Genomic DNA, 16,836 nt, shown 5'->3' with positions numbered 1-16,836 from the left:
CGGGTTCCCCTCTATTCCCGCGCATAGATGCCGCCCACTGCTCCCGACTTCGTGATCTCGAGGATCTCGAGCGGACCCTGCTTGGGGCCGGGCATGCCGGGCGATCCCGTCGGCATTCCGGGCAGTGTCACGCCCTTGATGTCAGGGCGCTCGGTCAGGAGCTTCCGGACCGTCGAGGCGGGGACATGGCCGCTGACGACGTAGCCGTCGACGAAGGCCAGGTGGCAGCCCTGGAGCTCCTCGGGGATGCCGGCCTCGCTGCTCATCTGCCCTAGGTCGTGCGTGGCCTGTTCGGTGACGTTGAAACCGTTCTCCCGCAGGTGTTCGGCATGACCCTCGCAACAGCCGCATTGCGGGTTCTTGTAGAGCATCACGTCGTTCTCGCCCGCGAGGGCAGGGGCCGTGCTCCAGACGAAGGTAGCGAGTGCGACGGTGTTCAGGATGATGCGCATTTCGGTTCTCCTTTCGAGGAATTGGTCAGACGACGCGGAAGACGCCCATCATCCCGGCGGCCTGGTGTTCGAGGATGTGGCAGTGGAACATCCAGTCGCCGGGGTTGTCGGCGACGAAGACGATCTCGATCCGCTCGCGCGGCGACATGAGCACCGTGTCCTGCCACTCGCGGTGGCGGGTCGGCTTGCCGTTCCGGGAAATCACACGGAACGAATGGCCGTGCAGATGCATCGGATGATGCCAGGCCGTCGCGTTGGTCATCGCGATGACATGGCTCTTGTCCCGCGCTAGCGTCAGCATCGGGTCCATGACGTGGCCTTCCGCCGCGATGCCGTTGATGAACCAGATGCCGCCAGAATGCATCATGCCGCCCATGTTGCCCATCATGCTGGAAGAATCCTTGCCCATGTCGCCCATGCTGCCACCCATCTCCTGCATCACCATCGCGCCCATCATGCCACCGTTGAAGGTCACCTCGTGGCGGCTGGCCGTCGCGAGGTCCGGCTCCGGCAGCGGGTTGGGCGGCAAGGCGACAGGCCAGTCAGGGGCCGTCTCCCTGAGCGGCTCGTCTTCATAGGAGAGATCGACGAGGCGGTACTCCAACCCCTTGTAGAAGCGGTCGATCACCGAAACACGGCTTCGGGTATCACCCGTCATGTCGAGGACGATATCGACGCGCATGGCGGGTCCCAGCACGACCAGTCCGCCCTCCGGCGCATGCGGTTCGACGGGCTGCCCATCCATCGCGATGACGACGGGTTCGTGGCTTCCAAAGTCGAGGCTGAAAATGCGGGCGTTGGCGGCGTTAATCAGCCGCAACCGGATGCGTTCGCCCTTCCTGACCGGGAAGGCATCCGGCACGCGGCCGTTGATCGTCACCGTGTTGCCGACCCGGCCGTTGTGCATCATGTCGTGGCGGTTGCCGAAGTCTTCCCGCATCTCGGCGGTCTTGGTTAGCCGCCAGTCGGACAGCACCCAGATCAGGTCGCGGTCAACCCGGACCGGATCGGCCTCATCGACAATCAGTGGCCCGTAGAGGCCGCGGCCGACCTGTTCGAAGCTGCGCTGGTGCGGATGGTACCAGAACGTGCCCGCATCGACGGCATCAAACTCGTAGGTGAAGGACTTGCCGGGCGCAATCGGCGCCTGCGTCAGGTATGGCACCCCGTCCATGGCGTTCGGGACGCGCACCCCGTGCCAGTGCACGGTTGTTTCTTCGTCGAGCGCGTTCTCGACCACGATCCGCAGGCGTCCACCTTGGCGGACGCGGATTTCCGGACCGGGCAGGCTGCCGTCATAGCACCAGACGGCGGTATCGCCGTGGGGCTCCGGCGTGATCTGCGCGCGGCCCGGTCCGGGGCGGAGCCGGAACTCGCGGGTTCGCGCGGCGGCCTTTGATTGCGGTGGAAGCATGGCGCCCGCCGAGACGGTGGCAGCGAATGCGAGGAGGGCTCGACGCGTCAGCGTTGGCACCTGGAAATCGGACATGGATCAACCATCCTGAAATTGCCTCATGTGACGCGCGGTTGTAGCCAGCGCGTCGACGGGTCGGCCGCAAGCGGATGACGCCGCAGCCTTCAACTTAGAGGATGGTTCGGGGAGGGTACGGGTCAGGTTGCCCCTTGCGGCCGTCTGACGGTTCTGCGGGTGGCGAAGAGGCGAGGTTTGCGACATGCGGAAGCTCGGCCAAGGCAGGCGGGCAGATCCCGGTAAGCGTGGTCATGCAGAACTGGTCACATGCTGATGCCCGTGCGTCATCGTCGGGACAGTCCTGGCAATCGGCCATGCCACCATCGTCCATGGTCGCCATGGACATCTTCAGGGACATGTCGGTGGAAACCGCCGAATGTGCCGCCGTGCCCGCGGCGAAGGCCGCGAGGAAGACCATTACGAGGATGCGGACGAGCTTGGTCATTGGACAGACAGTAGTCCTGCCTCCGCGCCGTGTCCAGAATAGGATGGTGGCAGGTGGCATAGGTGATCATGCTCCGATCGCTACAGCCGGATTCACGTGGCGCCGCTGAACGTTCTGCTGAGCAACCAGCGGTATCGCGATGGTCTACATGGTGCGGGAGCCAGGATGCGAAGGGCGATCAACAGCGCGCTAGTCGCTCCGATGATTGCCGCTGATTACTTGGCTTGGCTGGCTTGGCCACGCGTCCCTCAAGGGACTGAGGTTGCGCCTGGGCCGGACGGTCGGCGACGAAACCGCCTTCGAGTTGATTCCCGACGATCACCCAACGATCACAATAAGAGGGTCCATTGCTGCCCCGACGGGAAGCCCCGTTCTGACGGCGCTGCTGCGTGATGTGCCGTCGACCGATGAGGCTGCCGACAGGACGACTTATTATTGCCGATCACCGACGAAGAATCCGAGGTGTAAAAGCGAGACTGCCGAGCGGCGACCGTGTCGCCAGCTCACCGGCGTCGTCTTTGCCTGTCATCATCGGGCAAAGGCCCGACTTGTCAGTCGCCGCCAATTCGCCGGAGGCGACATCAGATCTTTACGAGCATAGCCGTCAGGTACATGAACCCTACGCCCACGGCGAGGCTGCCAGCACGGGAAATTCTGGTAGAGGCTGAAGCCGTTCGGTGTAATGGGGGCAGATTCACGATGAAGCGAACAATTCCGAGATTGATGTCTGCCTTGATTACACCGGTCTTTGTCGCGAGCGCTTCTGCAACGACTTCTACCGGCCCAATCGATCACAGCAATCCGGCAGCAGAGTTGGTCGTGGAGCACGCCGAACTGGCATTGGCAGGCTTAGATGGTGGCAAGGTGGAAGGTTTTGTGACCATCGGGGACCATCGTTCAGGCGAGTCTGGCTTCGATTGAGAGTGAAGCGTTCGGCACCATCGTGATCCTTCAAACGGATTTTCGTACAGGCGAAACCAGCGTCGTCCCTGGGATATTGCAGATCCCCGGGCACGCTGAGCTATCGATGCGGCGCGGCGGCATTCGCCTTGCTCTGACCATTAGACAGCTCAGCTGCAGGCTTCGCCAACTCGTAGTCTACCAAGAAAATCCTTGAGCTTCCACTAACTGGAAGGTCTAAGCTTCGATACGTTTTTGGTTGGAGGCTTTCAATGAACATAGGCGACGCAGCAGAAAAATCGGGGCTGCCTGCCGGTCGAGGAATGCAGACAGCTTCTGTCCCTCTACGGCGATAGACACCGGGCAAGCGCTGACGTGAAGGCGATCGCGACCGCCAAGCTCGGTGACATCGAGCGCAAGATCAGGGAATTGACTGGGCTCAAGGAAATGCTCCGCCAACTGGTCGACAGTTGCAACGGCGACCAGAGGCCCGACTGCCCGATCATCGACGGCCTGTCGGGCCGTCACGACCTTTACTGATGAGGCTGCAAGGCATCATGCGCAGTCTCGCGCAGCCAGTCATCGACCACTTCCTGATCGCCGGGGCGCTCTTCGTCGCCTTGGACGAAGCGTCCTCGAGATGAAGAAGTTTATCGCAGGAAGCCGCGGCGGGAACGCTGATCCTAGCTCTCCTGCCGTCGCCTTCATCGCACGGCTGGGTTCGCCCTGAAAGCCGATCAGTTGGCGTTCTTCTCCAGCCAGCCCTTCAGGAAAGCGATCTCATCCTCCTGGGCGGCGATGATCTCGTTCGAGAGCTTCGCAAGCTCCGGATCGTTCTCGCCACTCGCCAAATAGGCCTTCGCCATGTCGATGGCGCTCTGGTGATGGGGGATCATCATCATGGCGAAGTCGACCCCGGGCTTGCCCGACATCTCCATCCCTCCCATCTCCTCGTCCATCTTCTTCATCGCCTCCATGTAGTCCTTGGAGGCGCCGTTCATGCTTTCAGTCGCCGAATGATCCGTCGAGCCATGGGCCTCCTGTCCGGTGGCCGGCATGGCGAAAGCTGCAGCGATCATTGCGGTGCCCGCCGCTGCTGCCAGACGATACCTGTTCATTTCGAGGTCCTTTGTCCTATGTCAATCTTTACGAACGACCGCGTACGGTTTTGGTTCCGTGGACACCCGTGGCTGGATGGCGCGTCAAATGCCATGATAACCCTGCAGGTTTCACCTGCTGGAAGGTCAAACTGGAATATCGATCTTGACCTTCCAGTAGGTGGAAGGCTTACGGGAAGGTTCATCAGGAGAGACATCCATGGAACATGATCACGGGCGCGGCCATTTGGCCGACGAGCAGCGCCACTCGGAATCGGGGGCGGTGGACGGTGTCGTCCGGGATCCGGTCTGCGGCATGACCGTCGATCCGCAGGCGGGCAAGCCTAGGGCGGAGCACGGCGGGCACGTCTATCATTTCTGCAGCCAGTCCTGCCACAACAGGTTCTTGAAGGAGCCGGATGCCTATCTCGAGGCCACCGACCCGGTCTGCGGAATGAAGGTCGACCGCTCGACGGCGAAGCACTTCACGCGGCACGAAGGCAAGGGCTATTACTTCTGTTCGTCAGGCTGCCAGGACAAGTTCGAAGCGAAGCCGGAAACCTATCTCGGCGCGCGCCCCGCTGCCGAGCCGATGGTGGTGGGTACGCAATACACCTGCCCGATGCATCCGGAAATCGTCCGCGACAAGCCCGGATCATGTCCGATCTGCGGCATGGCTCTGGAACCGATGGGCGTGCCGACGGGCGATGAAGGTCCGAACCCCGAACTGATCGATTTCACCCGCCGCTTCTGGGTGAGCGTGGTCCTATCCGTCCCGGTGTTCATCCTGGCGATGGGGCCTATGGTCGGTCTGCCGTTCAGGGAGTGGATCGGAGAACGGCTCGCTGTCTGGATCGAGTTCGCGCTGGCGACGCCCGTAGTGCTTTGGGCGGCGCTCCCGTTCTTCCGTCGCGGCTACGAGTCCTTCGTCAACAAAAGCCCAAACATGTGGACGCTGATCGCGATCGGCGTCGGGGCTGCCTACGCCTACAGCGTCGTGGCGACGCTGTTTCCCGGCATCTTCCCGCATCAGTTTCGTGGCCACGGCGGCACGGTGCCCGTCTATTTCGAGGCGGCCGCCGTCATCGTCACGCTGGTCTTCCTCGGTCAGGTGCTGGAACTGAGGGCGCGCGAGCGTACCGGATCGGCCATCCGCGCGCTGCTCGACCTTGCGCCGAAAACGGCGCGGCGGATCGCCGAGGACGGCTCCGAGGCCGATTTTCCGCTGGAAGACGTCCAGTCGGGCGACCGGCTGCGCGTGCGTCCCGGCGACAGCGTGCCGGTGGATGGCACCGTGCTGGAAGGGCGCTCCTCGGTCGACGAATCTATGATTTCGGGCGAGCCCCTACCGGTCGAGAAGACCGAAGGGGACGCCCTGACTGGCGGCACGCTCAACAAGAACGGGTCGCTGGTCATGCGCGCCGAGAAGGTCGGCAAGGACACGATGCTGTCGCAGATCGTCGAGATGGTGGCCAAGGCGCAGCGCTCGCGAGCGCCGATCCAGGGGCTTGCGGATCGTGTCTCCTACTATTTCGTGCCGACCGTCGTGCTCGTTGCCATCCTTGCCTTCATCGTCTGGGCGATCTTCGGTCCCGAGCCGAGCATGACTTTCGCAATCGTCTCGGCGGTCTCGGTCCTGATCATCGCCTGCCCCTGCGCGCTCGGGCTCGCGACCCCGATGTCGATCATGACCGCGACAGGACGAGGAGCGCAGGCAGGCGTGCTCATCAAGGATGCCGAGGCGCTCGAGCGTTTCGCGAAGGTCGACACGCTGATCGTCGACAAGACCGGGACGCTGACCGAGGGCAGGCCGACACTCACCGACGTCGTGGTGGCTGAAGGCTTTCGCGAAGACGAATTGCTGGGGCTTGCTGCCAGCCTCGAACGTGGCTCCGAACATCCGCTGGCCGAGGCGATTGTCGAAGGCGGCGAGAAGAGAGGAGCCTCCATCGTCGATGCCACGGATTTCGAAGCTGTCACCGGAAAGGGCGTTCAGGGCAAGGTGTCCGGCCGTTCCGTCGCGCTGGGCAACGTTGCGATGATGGGCGACCTCGGGGTCGCCACCGAAGCGATGAAACCGCACGCGGACGAACTGAGGTCCGACGGCAAGACCGCCATGTTCGTCGCCGTGGACGGCAAGCTCGCGGGGATGGTGGCAGTCGCCGATCCCATCAAGGCGACGACCGCCGCAGCGATCCGGGCACTCCACGAGAGCGGGCTGAGGATCATCATGGCGACCGGCGACAACGAGCGCACCGCGATGGCCGTCGCGTCGAGATTGGGCATCGACGAGATGCGGGCCGACATGCTGCCCGAAAGCAAGAAGGCGCTGATCGACGAACTCCACGCGAAGGGCGCCAGCGTCGCCATGGCGGGTGACGGCGTCAACGACGCGCCGGCGCTGGCCGCCGCCGATGTCGGCATCGCCATGGGAACCGGCGCGGATGTGGCGGTGGAAAGCGCGGGCATCACGCTGGTGAAGGGCGACCTCAACGGTATCGTCAGGGCGCGGACGCTCGCCAAGGCGACGATCCGCAACATCAAGCAGAACCTGTTCTTCGCCTTCGTCTACAACGCGCTCGGCGTTCCGGTCGCCGCCGGGGTGCTCTATCCCGTTCTCGGGGTGCTGCTGTCGCCGATGGTCGCCGCGGCGGCGATGAGCCTGTCGTCGGTATCCGTGATCGCCAATTCGCTCAGGCTGCGCGGCCTGCGGCTTGACACCCCTCACCAACCGCGCACCCGGGAGAGGGTGTGAACGCCCTGAGTGCCTCGCCGGTCGCGCGACGCAAGTCGGAGCGCGTCGCAGACATGTCCCTGCCGTTGGACAGATAGTTTCGAGCCTCGAACTGCGCCGAGAGCACCTGAACGGAGGAAGCACGGATGGAAAAAGATCACAGCCATGCCGAAAGGCATTCAGGCGGCGGAATGTACGCACGCTTCGCGGTCGAACTCGCGGTCGACTTCGTCATCATGTACCTCGTCATGTACACGATGATCGCCACGCTCGAGGATTTCTATCCCAACCTGAACAACGTCTACATGACGCTGATGATGGTGGCTCCGATGGCGATCGTCATGCTGGTTTCCATGCGTTCGATGTTCCCGTCCCGCAATGCAAACCTCGCGATCGCGGCTGTGGCGGCCGTGGTGTTCGCGGGCAGCCTCTACGGCATGCGATCGCAGGCAGCGATCGACGACGAGGAGTTCCTCAGGGCCATGATCCCGCACCATTCCGGGGCCGTGCTCATGTGCGAACAGGCCAGTCTAGTGGATCCGGAAATCGTCGAGCTGTGCGGTCAGATCGTCCCCGCCCAGCAGCAAGAGATCGCCGTGATGAAGGCGATCCTCGAACGCCTCTAGCATTCTGGAACGGACCGCCGCCGCTGGGTTTGGCGGAGCGCGCACGGGACGGTGGGCTGTCGATTCACCTGGCTTGCGGCCAGGCGGGGTGTAGATCGTCGATCACGAAAGCGTGGGCATTGATGTCGCGGCCCTTGGCAGGGCCTTCCCGCCAATGCGGTTGGTGAGCCGGCATCCCCTGATGCGCGTGCTCGATCGCTTCGTGCGGTGGGCCAAAGCCACGCTGCTACTGAAGCGCCGTGTCGCTTTGTGTCAGACCGGCGCTGGACTTAACGTAGACGACGGTGTTCACGATCACGAGCGACCGGCCGAAGCGACGGCAAAGTTGATCGCAAGAAGTCCGCGCAGGCGCGGCGTTGCAAGATAGACGCGAATTCCGCGCGTCGTCCTGTCGTAGATGCTACGAGGCTTCGCAGGTTTCGGGCTCGGCAGAACGACTTCCGCCCGCGTGTTTGGAGTTTGCAGGACCATTTTCCTTAAGACTGCATAGTGCCGTTTTCCAATATTCACGCGTGTGGCCGCCCTCGCAAGAATGCGAACGGCTATCGCTATGGTTCGCTCGCAAAAGTCGATTGCGACGGAATTACCTCTAGTCTCCAGGAGCGCTGGGGTTGTCGCGAATATTGGGATACCTGCGATTTTAGCGTCTACACCAACTCCCGCAACGTAACTGGTGTTTTACGATTTCCGCGACGATTCACGCGCCCCAAGGCAGCGATTTGCCCTGCCTCGCAGGATGATTGTTGGTTTCGTGAACGTTACGCATTGCATTTGACGGCCAGTCCCGATGCTTTCCATTCCGGCAGGCCGTCTTCCAGGCGGCGGGCGCTAAAGCCGCGCTTGCGAAGTTCGGCGACGGCTTCGAAGGACATGACGCACCAGGGGCCTCGGCAATAGGCGACGATCTCGCGGCCGGATTCGAAGGAGGGCAAGCGACTCTCCAGCTCCGAGAGCGGAACATTGATCGCGCCGGGCAGATGACCGAGTGCAAACTCATCGGCTGGCCGCACGTCGATGACGGTGACCAGGCCGTCGTTCATGCGTGACGCCAGTTCTTCGCGCGAGACTGGCTCCATGTCATCGCGGCGGTGAAACCAGACCCGCACGACCCGTTCTACCTCGGCCGAATGGCGTTCCGCGACAGTGCGCACGGCAGCGAAGGCGGCAAGCACACTCTCGTCCACGAGACTATAGTTGATAAACTTGCCGTCGCGCTCGGACGTCACGAGCCCGGCCCGGCGCATGGCCTGGAGATGCTGGGAGACATTGGCGATCGGCAGGCCGAGCTTGCCGGCCAGCGCGTCGACGCTGCGCGGTCCCTGCGCCAAATGTTCGATCAACTCCAGCCGCTGCGGGTTGCCCAGCGCCTTCGCCACGGCGGCGAATTGCTCGTAGAGCGCCTGTTTGGGATTGCGGATTGACATGTCGGCCCACGTCGCGATAATTCATTCAATATAATTATTGAATGTCATTTAGCACACCACCGTGGAATAGACAACTTCCGATGACACGTTCCCTCATGCACAGGCAGGTCTTTCTGCTCGCCAGCGCGCAGGCATTGTTCCAGACCGCCTCGGTGATGGTGATGACGGTCGGAGGATTGGCTGGCGGCCAGATCGCCTCGCGCCCGGAACTCGCCACCATGCCCATCGCGGCGATGTTCCTGGGCACGGCCGCCGCCACGTTCCCGGCCTCGATGTGGATGACACGCGTCGGCCGACGGGCCGGCTTCGTGCTGGGGGCATTGCTGGGCGTGGCCGGCGGCACAGCCGGCGCAGCCGGCATCTGGATAGGCTCGCTGCCGCTTCTTTCCCTCGGAACCTTTCTCATCGGCGCCTATCAGGCGTTCGCTCAGTTCTATCGCTTCGCGGCAGGCGAAGTCGCCGACGATGCCTTCCGGCCGCGTGCGATCTCTCTGGTCCTGGCCGGCGGCGTCGTTGCCGCGCTCGCCGGGCCGATGGTCGGCCGCTACGGCGCCAACCTGTTTCCGGCCGAGTATGCGGGCTCGTTCCTGCTCCTGGCGCTGGTTTCGCTCATCGGCGCGGGCGTTCTGCTCGGCCTGCGTGTGCCTGCGCCGAAGGAGGAAGCGGATGGTGCGGCTGCGGGCCGCTCCTGGTCAGCGATCGTCTTGCAGCCCGCCTATCTGGTCGCGCTGTTCGGCGCTGCGACCGGCTATGGCATCATGATTCTCGCCATGACCGCGACGCCGCTCGCCATGGTGCATCACCATCACGACCTTGCGACCGCCGCGACCGTCATCCAGCTTCACGTGCTCGGCATGTTCCTGCCGTCCTTCTTCACCGGGTCGCTGATTGCCCGCTTCGGCGTGCTGAGGATCATGCTGACGGGAGTGCTGGTCCTTGCGGGCCATGTGCTGCTGACGCTCACCGGCACCGGCTTCGGCTCCTTCGCCAGCGCGCTGGTCCTGCTCGGGGTTGGCTGGAACTTCCTTTACATCGGCGGCACGGCGCTGCTAACAACCACATATACGGCGATGGAGCGCGGTCGGGCGCAGGCGACCAACGACATGACCATCTTCGCGGTCGGCCTCGCCTGTTCCTTCGGCGCTGCGGCTCTGCTGCAGACGTTCAGCTGGCAGATGCTCAACGTCATCCTGCTGCCCTGGCTTGGCCTCGCCGCAGCGTCGCTCGTCTGGCTCGGCTACAGGCGCAGACACTCGGAAGCGATTGCGGCCCGATGAGCAGGGAAATCGAGATTTCCGCCATGATCGACATGGAAACGAACCGTGCAACGCTCTTCAGGCGACTTGATGAGCTGGGCATCGCGATCGGGACGGTGCCCTATCCGGCGCATGAGACCGTCGAGGAAAGGCAAGCGCCTGCGCGGGCAAATGGCTGGCACCTTCACCAAGAACCTGCTGCTCAAGGACAAGAAGGGGCGCTTGTTTCTGTTCTCGATCCATGAGGATCGCGCTCTGGACCTCAAGACGCTTCATCAGCGTGTCGGCGCCAGCGGACGCCTCGCTTCGCGTCGGCCGAGCGTATGGTCGAATTGCTCGGCGTGCAGCCGGGCGCACTGTCCCCGCTCGGACTGATAAACGACGAGGAAGGTTTGGTGACGGTTGTGGTTGATGCATTTCTCATGGATACGAGCCAGATCAACTTCCATCCCCTCATGCGCACCGAAAGCATCGGCCTCGCGCCGCATGAACTGCTCGCTTTCATTCGCGCCTGTGATCGCGAGCCCATGGTGGTGAACTTCGCCGGGCCCGGGCAAGGCGAGTGACCATGACGACGACCGGTGGTCTGTTCCCCGCGACATCGATGCCTGACCGGGATTGGTGGTCGGCGCTGTGGCCTGACCCCGAAGGCACTTTGCGCCAGCTTGGGATTGCTCCCGACATGAGCGTTCTCGACTTGTGCTGCGGCGATGGCTACTTCACCGCGGCGCTCGCCAGGCTGGTCGGCGGCCAAGTATATGCCCTCGACCTCGATCCGGTCATGATCGAGCGGGCGAAGGACGAAGTATCGCGGCAGGGCGCATCGGTCAGGAAGTGGATCGTTGCTGATGCGCTCGACGCCGCCCATCACCTCTCAGCGACGCTCGATTGCGTCCTGATGGCCAACACCTTCCATGGCGTGCCCGACCAGACGCGCCTGGCAGCGGTGATTCACAAAGTTCTCCGTCCCAGTGGGCTCCTGGTGATCGTGAACTGGCGTCCCCTGCCGCGCGAGCAGACGACGGTTCTTGGCCAGCCACGCGGCCCGCAGACCAAATTGCGCATGTCACCGCAAGCCGTCAGCACCGTCGTTGAGCCGGCAGGATTTGTTACTGTACAGGTCGTGGACCTTCCACCCTATCATTATGGAAGCGTTCTGATCCGCGCCGGCCAGGCTAGCGGCAATCTGACCTCGACAGGTTAAACGACGATCGGGAAATCGTCCAAGGCTGCTGTGGCATTCCAGTTTGAAAGGGCGATTCTGCGCCAGATTTTTGCACCGGACGAGCGCGCGTTAGACGTTGTGTGATTGGGCAGATGGGGCGACTACTTCCGAAGGTATTTGACGAGGGCAGTGACCGCGAGCACCAGCACAACGAGCACGAGGAGCCAAAGAAAGCTCATGCCCCACATCATCCCGCCGCCCATCATATCGTGCATCATGCTTTGTTCCTTAAGCGCCGGCTGCAGGGTGCCAAAGTAGCCCCGCCCCGATCGGCATCAAGCCGATGAGTCAAATTTGCCGTTCAAGCCTGAATGCTAGGACCAAGCAGGCGTCAAGGCCCGCCCCTAGCTATCAGCCGCGCCAGGCACTTTCGTTCTTCTGCTCGTAGTCGCTGAACGCCTTTTTGAGACCTCCGAGCACTTCGGCGGCGGTTTCAAACATCGCCTTGAGCTGCGGCTCGTCCACCTTGTCGATATCTGCGCGCAGATGGTCGATTGTTTCCTGCAAACGGGTCTGCATTTGCTGGGTATGATGACGCGGATGGCGGTCTGCTTCACTGGTCATGTGAGTCTCCTTTGTTCCGGGCTTTTCAACCCGCCTGCGGTCTGACACGGTCAGACTCCGCTGAAACGGATTGCCGCCCAAACGATTGGCGGTTACGATCGGTTCCCGATATCGGGATTCGATTATGGGGGCCGCTTGCGAGATCCAAGGGGCTTTTCGAGAAACACCAATGGAGCATCAGGAACTTCTCTCCGGATTGATCCGGCTCCATGTTCTGCATCACGCAGCCGAGGGCGATCTGTACGGACACTGGATGATCGCGGAACTGGCGCATCACGGCTACAAGATCAGCGCCGGCACTCTCTATCCGATGCTTCATGCGCTGGAGCGCAAAGGCTATCTCGAATCCCGGACCGAGCGAGCGGGCTGTTCGCATCGCCGCATCTACAGAGCGACGCCTTATGGCGTCGCCGCGCTGAAGATGGCGAAGGAAAAAGTCCGGGAGCTGTTTCGTGAAGTCGAACCCGGCAACGCCGGCGCTTGACGATATAACCGGCAATGCACCCCGGCACGGCTCGGCGGGCGAGGTCTTCGGCGCGTTCCTGAAGCTCGGACTGACTTCGTTCGGCGGCCCGATCGCCCATCTCGGCTATTTCCGCGACGAACTGGTCACGCGCCGCAAATGGATCGATGAGGCCGGTTATGCCGATCTCGTCGCGCTGTGCCAGTTCCTGCCCGGCCCCGCGAGCAGCCAGGTCGGCTTTGCCCTTGGCCTGCTGCGCGGCGGTCCGCTCGGGGCGTTCGCCGCATGGGCGGCATTTACGTTGCCATCCGCTCTGCTTCTCCTGCTGTTCGCATTCGGCGCGGCGTCGTTCGAGGGGCCTGCTGGCACAGGTCTCATCCATGGCCTCAAAGTGGTCGCCGTCGCCGTGGTCGCGCAAGCCGTCTGGGGAATGGCGCGCACGCTCGCGCCTGACCGGGAGCGGGCAAGCATCGCGCTTGTCGCCGTGCTGATCGTCGTCTTTGCCGCCGGTTCGATCGGGCAGATTGCGGCAATCGTCGTCGGCGGCCTTGCCGGTCTGCTTCTGTGCCGGGGCGGTCCGGCTCCTACGGTAGGGCACCTGACCTTTGCCGTTCCAAAGCGCGTGGGGATCATATCGCTCGCCCTATTTTTCCTGCTGCTGTTCTTCTTGCCCGCTATATCGGCGGCGCTCACGTCGCAGGGGTTGGCGCTGTTCGACTCTTTCTACCGCGCAGGCTCGCTTGTGTTTGGCGGCGGCATGTGGTTCTGCCGCTGCTTGAGGCAGAGGTGGTCCGGCCCGGCTGGGTGAGCGGGGACGCCTTCCTTGCCGGTTACGGCGCTGCGCAGGCGGTTCCTGGTCCGCTTTTTACCTTTGCGGCCTATCTCGGCGCGGTCATGGGACCGGAACCGAACGGTATCGCCGGAGCCGCAATCGCATTGATCGCGGTCTTCCTGCCCGGATTCCTGCTGCTGATCGGCGCGCTTCCGTTCTGGGATGCTTTTCGCGCTCGGCCGCTCGCGCAGGCCGCCATGCGCGGCGCGAACGCGGCCGTAGTCGGCATTCTGGGCGCGGCGCTCTACGATCCGGTGTGGACGAGCGCCATTCTCAGCCCCTATGACTTTGCGCTCGCCCTGACCGGCTTCATCCTGCTCACCGTCTGGAAAGCCCCGCCGTGGCTGGTCGTCGTGCTGATGGCATCCGGCGGCATCGCACTGGGGCTGCTCTGATTGACCGGTCATTAAAGGAAACAACTGATTGCCGCTTGCGATCTACATCGAGACATTGCCCGATGAGATCGCGTGGCTCCACTTGCTCGCCGTTATGGCGACATGGTTCGGCACCGGGCTTGTCCAACCGTTCCAAGGTTTTCTCGCCGCCCTGACGATCGTACCGCTGTTGTGGATCACCACGGCGGGCGGACAGTGGACCGTGCCGCTCGCGGCGTTCGCGCCGGTCGCCGTTGCTACGGCGGTCGCCGGCGGCTCCTGGTTCGCGCTGACCGGGGTTGCCGATGACGGCAGGATCGTCATCGACAAAGTGGGGGGCATGTTCGTAGCCGGGCTTGGCGGATGGAAAAGCCGATGCTGGACGCTGGCCATTGCGCCGATTTATGCTTTCGTTGACCGGATTAAACCGTGGCCGCCGGCGCAGGCGGAGTTCTTCCGAAAGACCGATATCGGCGTGCTCCGGATGATTGCGCCGCTGGGCTCGTGGTGGCGATCGCCGCGCTCGCTGTCCGTCATCTTCTCCGGACCGTTCAACCTTAGAAGGCCAGGAACACCGCGCCTGCCGCGATCAGGGCAACACCTGCCCAATTCGGCAGGGAAAGTTGCTCACCCAGGAAGATCACCCCGAATACCGCGACAAGGACGACACTTAGCTTGTCGATCGGCGCGACCCGCGCCGCATCGCCCAGCTTGAGGGCGCGGAAATAGCAGATCCACGAACCGCCTGTCGCCATGCCCGACAACACGAGAAAAATGTAGCTCCGGCTTGAGATCGAGCCGAAGGACTGGAATTGCCCGGTCGCCGTCAGGATCGCGCCGAGGACGATCAGAATGACGATCGTGCGGATGAAGGTGGCGAAATCGGAATTGACGTTCTCAACCCCGACCTTCGCGAAAATAGCTGTGAGGGCGGCGAAGGCGGCCGAGGCCAGCGCCCAGAATTGCCATGACAGGAGCGCGGTTTTCATGTGTGCCTCACGATAGAAAACGGACGATGGACAGTCCGGCAAGCGCCAGTCCGACCGAGGCGGCGACGTAGAAGGCTGCCATCCCTACCTCTCCCCGTTCGTAGAGCAGAGCCGCATCGAGCGAGAAGGTCGAGAAGGTGGTGAAGCCGCCGAGAATGCCTGTGGTCAGGAAGAGCCGCCAGGTCTGGCCGGGATCGCCCTTATGGGCGAACCAGCCTGCCAGCAGACCCATGATGAGCGAACCAGCGATGTTGACGGCCAGTGTGCCATAGGGGAAGCCGAAGCCGAGCAGACGGAGGGCGGCGACATTGACGCCACGGCGCGCCGCCTCGCCGATCCCGGCCCCGAGAAAGACAATCAGATAGGCTTGCATAAGCGCTCCTTTCAGCCATTGCAGTTGAAGGCGCGCAGAGCAGCGACAAGGCAAGAAGCTTCTACCGCGACGTGCGCGCCCGGTAGGAGTCATCAGCCTTCGCGGCGGTTATCGGGGGAACCCCATCCCCATTATTGTCAACGTTAGCACGGCTTTTTTGCGGGAGACACCGCGAGAAAGAGGCGGCGCTCATCTTGGCGCGGGGCGGGATGGGCAACTGCAAAACAATTGCTAAGCCGACCGGGATAGATCACTGGGAGACCAGACCAGTGAGTTTACTGTCGGGCAGCCTTGATTGCCTTTCTGAGGAGTTCTACTCCGACTTCACCCTCGATGATGCTATCTCCCACGATAAAGGATGGCGTGCCGGTGAGTCCGAGACGCTGCGCCAGCGCTAGATTCGTGGCGATGATTGTCTCGATGTCCTTGCCCGATGCCTCAGTTTCCAGCCGCTGGTGATCGATCCCCAGTTCCTCGGCCAGTTCCATGGCGCGCCGGCCGTCTGCGCGTCCCTGCAGGCCGATAAGCCTCTTATGAAACTCTCCCGCGACGACCGCTCCCATCAGCCGTTTCACCGCAAGTCCCACTTTGGCAGCCTCGACAGATTGCTCGCCCAGGATCGGAAAATCCTTTAGCACGACGCGGAGATTAGGATCGCTCGCGACTAGTGCCTGGACATCCGGCGCCGCGCGTTTGCAGTAGGCGCAATTGAAGTCGAAGAATTCCACCAATGTCACGTCACCGGCGGTGATTTCCCATCGCCAGATCGTCTTCCGACTGAAAAAGAGCATCTTGCTCGGCGACAACGGCTGAGGCTCTGGCTTTGGCTTCAGCCTCCTGCGACCGGGTTTGCAGCACGCCCAAGGCCTCTTCGATGATCTCGGGGTTCTCGATAATATAGTCTCGCACGATCTCTTCGATCTGTGACTTGTCGACAGGGTCGGCGGCTGCCGGCGAGTGTGAGATTATCATCGCTGCGAGCAGGGTGAGCACGAAGCCGGCCAAGCGCGTCAGGCTGCGTAGCGGGTGGGTTGGTGACCCGGCCCTGGAGCGCGGTCCAGCGCGCGAGAAGGCTCCATCCATCAGATGCGTCATTTTCTCTCCCTTCGTTGATTGTGGCAGTCAGCCGCGCGGAACATTGCAGGCATCGCGCTTCACATGTCCTTGAAGAATGAGACTCTGCCACCAGCAATAGCGCTACGCCGCAAACGATGCCGACATCGGCCATGTTGAAAGCGGGCCAATGCCATTGGCCGACATAGAAATCCAGAAAATCAGTCACGCCTCCATGGCGCAGCCGATCCACAACGTTGCCGACAGCCCCTCCAGAAACGAGGCCGAACGCGATCGCAGCCATGCGCGTTTCCGCGCGCCACATCCAGGTCATCAGCGTCGCAACTATGGCTGCCGCAACGACGACGAGCAGCCACGGCGACACATCACCAAACAGCCCGAAGCTGACGCCCGTGTTCCGACCAAGGACGATGTTGAAGAAGCGGGTGATCGGGATCACCCGCGGCGGATCCATCACATAGGTTACAATCCACCATTTCGTTGCCTGGTCGACGATGAACCACATAAAGCTGATCGACAGGCCCAGACGCATCATAG

At 62.6% G+C, this 16,836-nt stretch carries 20 protein-coding genes, 4 pseudogenes and 1 riboswitch; of the genes and pseudogenes, 12 read left to right on the top strand and 12 right to left on the bottom strand.

Annotated features, from left to right (window positions below; all coding sequences use genetic code 11):
- Nucleotides 1-11 precede the first annotated feature (11 nt).
- The 3 genes from BFN67_RS10730 to BFN67_RS24000 form a co-directional block, all read right to left on the bottom strand.
- A complete protein-coding gene (locus BFN67_RS10730; protein WP_080919612.1) occupies nucleotides 12-452 on the bottom strand; it encodes a DUF411 domain-containing protein in 441 nt (146 codons plus the stop codon).
- A gap of 25 nt (nucleotides 453-477) precedes the next feature.
- Nucleotides 478-1,941 (bottom strand): multicopper oxidase family protein, encoded by a 1,464-nt coding sequence (locus tag BFN67_RS10725; RefSeq protein ID WP_080919611.1) that lies wholly within the window; start codon nucleotides 1,939-1,941, stop codon nucleotides 478-480.
- A 94-nt stretch (nucleotides 1,942-2,035) separates the two neighbouring features.
- A complete protein-coding gene (locus BFN67_RS24000) occupies nucleotides 2,036-2,368 on the bottom strand; it encodes a hypothetical protein (RefSeq protein ID WP_139789129.1) in 333 nt (110 codons plus the stop codon).
- A 723-nt stretch (nucleotides 2,369-3,091) separates the two neighbouring features.
- On the opposite strand from BFN67_RS24000, the gene BFN67_RS10715 reads away from it, so the two are divergent.
- Both BFN67_RS10715 and BFN67_RS10710 read left to right on the top strand, forming a co-directional pair.
- Nucleotides 3,092-3,289, top strand: coding sequence for a hypothetical protein (locus BFN67_RS10715; protein ID WP_080919609.1), 198 nt, complete (start codon nucleotides 3,092-3,094; stop codon nucleotides 3,287-3,289).
- A gap of 288 nt (nucleotides 3,290-3,577) precedes the next feature.
- Nucleotides 3,578-3,808, top strand: coding sequence for a MerR family DNA-binding protein (locus BFN67_RS10710; RefSeq protein ID WP_204842147.1), 231 nt, complete (start codon nucleotides 3,578-3,580; stop codon nucleotides 3,806-3,808).
- A gap of 197 nt (nucleotides 3,809-4,005) precedes the next feature.
- On the opposite strand, the gene BFN67_RS10705 is transcribed toward BFN67_RS10710, so the two are convergent.
- A complete protein-coding gene (locus BFN67_RS10705; protein ID WP_245295229.1) occupies nucleotides 4,006-4,386 on the bottom strand; it encodes a DUF305 domain-containing protein in 381 nt (126 codons plus the stop codon).
- Nucleotides 4,387-4,585: 199 nt separating this feature from the next.
- On the opposite strand from BFN67_RS10705, the gene BFN67_RS10700 reads away from it, so the two are divergent.
- Together BFN67_RS10700 and BFN67_RS10695 are read left to right on the top strand one after the other, a co-directional pair.
- Nucleotides 4,586-7,120, top strand: coding sequence for a heavy metal translocating P-type ATPase (locus BFN67_RS10700; protein WP_080919607.1), 2,535 nt, complete (start codon nucleotides 4,586-4,588; stop codon nucleotides 7,118-7,120).
- Between the two features lie 125 nt (nucleotides 7,121-7,245).
- Nucleotides 7,246-7,725 carry a DUF305 domain-containing protein gene (locus BFN67_RS10695; protein ID WP_080919606.1) on the top strand — a complete coding sequence of 160 codons (480 nt, stop codon included), beginning with the start codon at nucleotides 7,246-7,248 and terminating at the stop codon, nucleotides 7,723-7,725.
- 232 nt (nucleotides 7,726-7,957) lie between these two features.
- Here BFN67_RS10695 and BFN67_RS24845 read toward each other — a convergent pair.
- Nucleotides 7,958-8,163: pseudogene (locus BFN67_RS24845) on the bottom strand (MFS transporter); the annotation flags it as partial.
- Nucleotides 8,164-8,483: 320 nt separating this feature from the next.
- A complete protein-coding gene (locus BFN67_RS10685; RefSeq protein ID WP_080919605.1) occupies nucleotides 8,484-9,149 on the bottom strand; it encodes an ArsR/SmtB family transcription factor in 666 nt (221 codons plus the stop codon).
- A gap of 80 nt (nucleotides 9,150-9,229) precedes the next feature.
- Between BFN67_RS10685 and BFN67_RS10680 the strand changes: the two genes are divergently transcribed.
- The 5 genes and pseudogenes from BFN67_RS10680 to BFN67_RS10670 all read left to right on the top strand — a co-directional run bounded on the left by BFN67_RS10680 (nucleotide 9,230) and on the right by BFN67_RS10670 (nucleotide 11,609).
- On the top strand, nucleotides 9,230-10,426 hold the full coding sequence (locus BFN67_RS10680) for an MFS transporter (protein ID WP_080919604.1): 1,197 nt from the start codon (nucleotides 9,230-9,232) through the stop codon (nucleotides 10,424-10,426).
- A complete protein-coding gene (locus tag BFN67_RS24840; RefSeq protein ID WP_245295234.1) occupies nucleotides 10,423-10,650 on the top strand; it encodes a hypothetical protein in 228 nt (75 codons plus the stop codon). The genes BFN67_RS10680 and BFN67_RS24840 overlap by 4 nt, the downstream gene beginning before the upstream one ends.
- On the top strand, nucleotides 10,577-10,780 hold the full coding sequence (locus BFN67_RS24835) for a YbaK/EbsC family protein (protein WP_245295228.1): 204 nt from the start codon (nucleotides 10,577-10,579) through the stop codon (nucleotides 10,778-10,780). Before BFN67_RS24840 ends, BFN67_RS24835 begins: the two co-directional genes overlap by 74 nt.
- Nucleotides 10,720-10,971, top strand: a pseudogene (locus tag BFN67_RS24830) (YbaK/EbsC family protein); the annotation flags it as partial. The gene BFN67_RS24835 and the pseudogene BFN67_RS24830, both read left to right, overlap by 61 nt.
- Nucleotides 10,972-10,973: 2 nt before the next feature.
- On the top strand, nucleotides 10,974-11,609 hold the full coding sequence (locus tag BFN67_RS10670; protein WP_245295226.1) for a class I SAM-dependent methyltransferase: 636 nt from the start codon (nucleotides 10,974-10,976) through the stop codon (nucleotides 11,607-11,609).
- A gap of 372 nt (nucleotides 11,610-11,981) precedes the next feature.
- On the opposite strand, the gene BFN67_RS10665 is transcribed toward BFN67_RS10670, so the two are convergent.
- On the bottom strand, nucleotides 11,982-12,194 hold the full coding sequence (locus BFN67_RS10665; RefSeq protein ID WP_080919603.1) for a hypothetical protein: 213 nt from the start codon (nucleotides 12,192-12,194) through the stop codon (nucleotides 11,982-11,984).
- Nucleotides 12,195-12,363: 169 nt separating this feature from the next.
- Here BFN67_RS10665 and BFN67_RS10660 point away from each other — a divergent pair, with 169 nt between their 5' ends.
- The 3 genes and pseudogenes from BFN67_RS10660 to BFN67_RS25210 form a co-directional block, all read left to right on the top strand.
- On the top strand, nucleotides 12,364-12,678 hold the full coding sequence (locus BFN67_RS10660; RefSeq protein WP_080919602.1) for a PadR family transcriptional regulator: 315 nt from the start codon (nucleotides 12,364-12,366) through the stop codon (nucleotides 12,676-12,678).
- A gap of 4 nt (nucleotides 12,679-12,682) precedes the next feature.
- A pseudogene (gene chrA, locus BFN67_RS10655) lies at nucleotides 12,683-13,884 on the top strand (chromate efflux transporter).
- Between the two features lie 94 nt (nucleotides 13,885-13,978).
- A pseudogene (locus BFN67_RS25210) lies at nucleotides 13,979-14,281 on the top strand (phosphatidylglycerophosphatase A); the annotation flags it as partial.
- A gap of 139 nt (nucleotides 14,282-14,420) precedes the next feature.
- Here the strand turns inward: BFN67_RS25210 and BFN67_RS10645 are convergent.
- The 5 genes from BFN67_RS10645 to lspA form a co-directional block, all read right to left on the bottom strand.
- Nucleotides 14,421-14,852 carry an EamA family transporter gene (locus BFN67_RS10645; protein ID WP_080919600.1) on the bottom strand — a complete coding sequence of 144 codons (432 nt, stop codon included), beginning with the start codon at nucleotides 14,850-14,852 and terminating at the stop codon, nucleotides 14,421-14,423.
- Between the two features lie 7 nt (nucleotides 14,853-14,859).
- On the bottom strand, nucleotides 14,860-15,225 hold the full coding sequence (gene crcB / locus BFN67_RS10640) for a fluoride efflux transporter CrcB (RefSeq protein ID WP_080919599.1): 366 nt from the start codon (nucleotides 15,223-15,225) through the stop codon (nucleotides 14,860-14,862).
- A 76-nt stretch (nucleotides 15,226-15,301) separates the two neighbouring features.
- Nucleotides 15,302-15,364: riboswitch (Fluoride riboswitch) on the bottom strand.
- A gap of 136 nt (nucleotides 15,365-15,500) precedes the next feature.
- Complete coding sequence (locus BFN67_RS10635) at nucleotides 15,501-16,031, bottom strand: DsbA family protein (protein WP_139789127.1); 531 nt, start codon at nucleotides 16,029-16,031, stop codon at nucleotides 15,501-15,503.
- Nucleotides 15,964-16,134: a hypothetical protein gene (locus tag BFN67_RS25205; protein ID WP_158083505.1), complete on the bottom strand. Its 171-nt coding sequence runs from the start codon at nucleotides 16,132-16,134 to the stop codon at nucleotides 15,964-15,966. Before BFN67_RS25205 ends, BFN67_RS10635 begins: the two co-directional genes overlap by 68 nt.
- A complete protein-coding gene (lspA, locus tag BFN67_RS25125) occupies nucleotides 16,055-16,834 on the bottom strand; it encodes a signal peptidase II (RefSeq protein ID WP_139789126.1) in 780 nt (259 codons plus the stop codon). The genes BFN67_RS25205 and lspA overlap by 80 nt, the downstream gene beginning before the upstream one ends.
- Nucleotides 16,835-16,836: the final 2 nt, after the last annotated feature.

It is taken from the genome of Manganibacter manganicus, from assembly GCF_002075885.1.
Taxonomy (GTDB): Bacteria; Pseudomonadota; Alphaproteobacteria; order Rhizobiales; family Rhizobiaceae; genus Mesorhizobium; species Mesorhizobium manganicum.
This window is presented reverse-complemented; position numbering and strand designations above follow the sequence as displayed.

Coding starts and splice junctions, on each gene's coding strand:
- BFN67_RS10730 (WP_080919612.1), bottom strand. CDS start 452: ATGCGCATCATCCTGAACACCGTCGCACTCGCTACCTTCGTCTGGAGC.
- BFN67_RS10725 (WP_080919611.1), bottom strand. CDS start 1,941: ATGTCCGATTTCCAGGTGCCAACGCTGACGCGTCGAGCCCTCCTCGCA.
- BFN67_RS24000 (WP_139789129.1), bottom strand. CDS start 2,368: ATGACCAAGCTCGTCCGCATCCTCGTAATGGTCTTCCTCGCGGCCTTC.
- BFN67_RS10715 (WP_080919609.1), top strand. CDS start 3,092: ATGTCTGCCTTGATTACACCGGTCTTTGTCGCGAGCGCTTCTGCAACG.
- BFN67_RS10705 (WP_245295229.1), bottom strand. CDS start 4,386: ATGAACAGGTATCGTCTGGCAGCAGCGGCGGGCACCGCAATGATCGCT.
- BFN67_RS10700 (WP_080919607.1), top strand. CDS start 4,586: ATGGAACATGATCACGGGCGCGGCCATTTGGCCGACGAGCAGCGCCAC.
- BFN67_RS10695 (WP_080919606.1), top strand. CDS start 7,246: ATGGAAAAAGATCACAGCCATGCCGAAAGGCATTCAGGCGGCGGAATG.
- BFN67_RS10685 (WP_080919605.1), bottom strand. CDS start 9,149: ATGTCAATCCGCAATCCCAAACAGGCGCTCTACGAGCAATTCGCCGCC.
- BFN67_RS10680 (WP_080919604.1), top strand. CDS start 9,230: ATGACACGTTCCCTCATGCACAGGCAGGTCTTTCTGCTCGCCAGCGCG.
- BFN67_RS24840 (WP_245295234.1), top strand. CDS start 10,423: ATGAGCAGGGAAATCGAGATTTCCGCCATGATCGACATGGAAACGAAC.
- BFN67_RS24835 (WP_245295228.1), top strand. CDS start 10,577: ATGGCTGGCACCTTCACCAAGAACCTGCTGCTCAAGGACAAGAAGGGG.
- BFN67_RS10670 (WP_245295226.1), top strand. CDS start 10,974: ATGACGACGACCGGTGGTCTGTTCCCCGCGACATCGATGCCTGACCGG.
- BFN67_RS10665 (WP_080919603.1), bottom strand. CDS start 12,194: ATGACCAGTGAAGCAGACCGCCATCCGCGTCATCATACCCAGCAAATG.
- BFN67_RS10660 (WP_080919602.1), top strand. CDS start 12,364: ATGGAGCATCAGGAACTTCTCTCCGGATTGATCCGGCTCCATGTTCTG.
- BFN67_RS10645 (WP_080919600.1), bottom strand. CDS start 14,852: ATGAAAACCGCGCTCCTGTCATGGCAATTCTGGGCGCTGGCCTCGGCC.
- crcB (WP_080919599.1), bottom strand. CDS start 15,225: ATGCAAGCCTATCTGATTGTCTTTCTCGGGGCCGGGATCGGCGAGGCG.
- lspA (WP_139789126.1), bottom strand. CDS start 16,834: ATGATGCGTCTGGGCCTGTCGATCAGCTTTATGTGGTTCATCGTCGAC.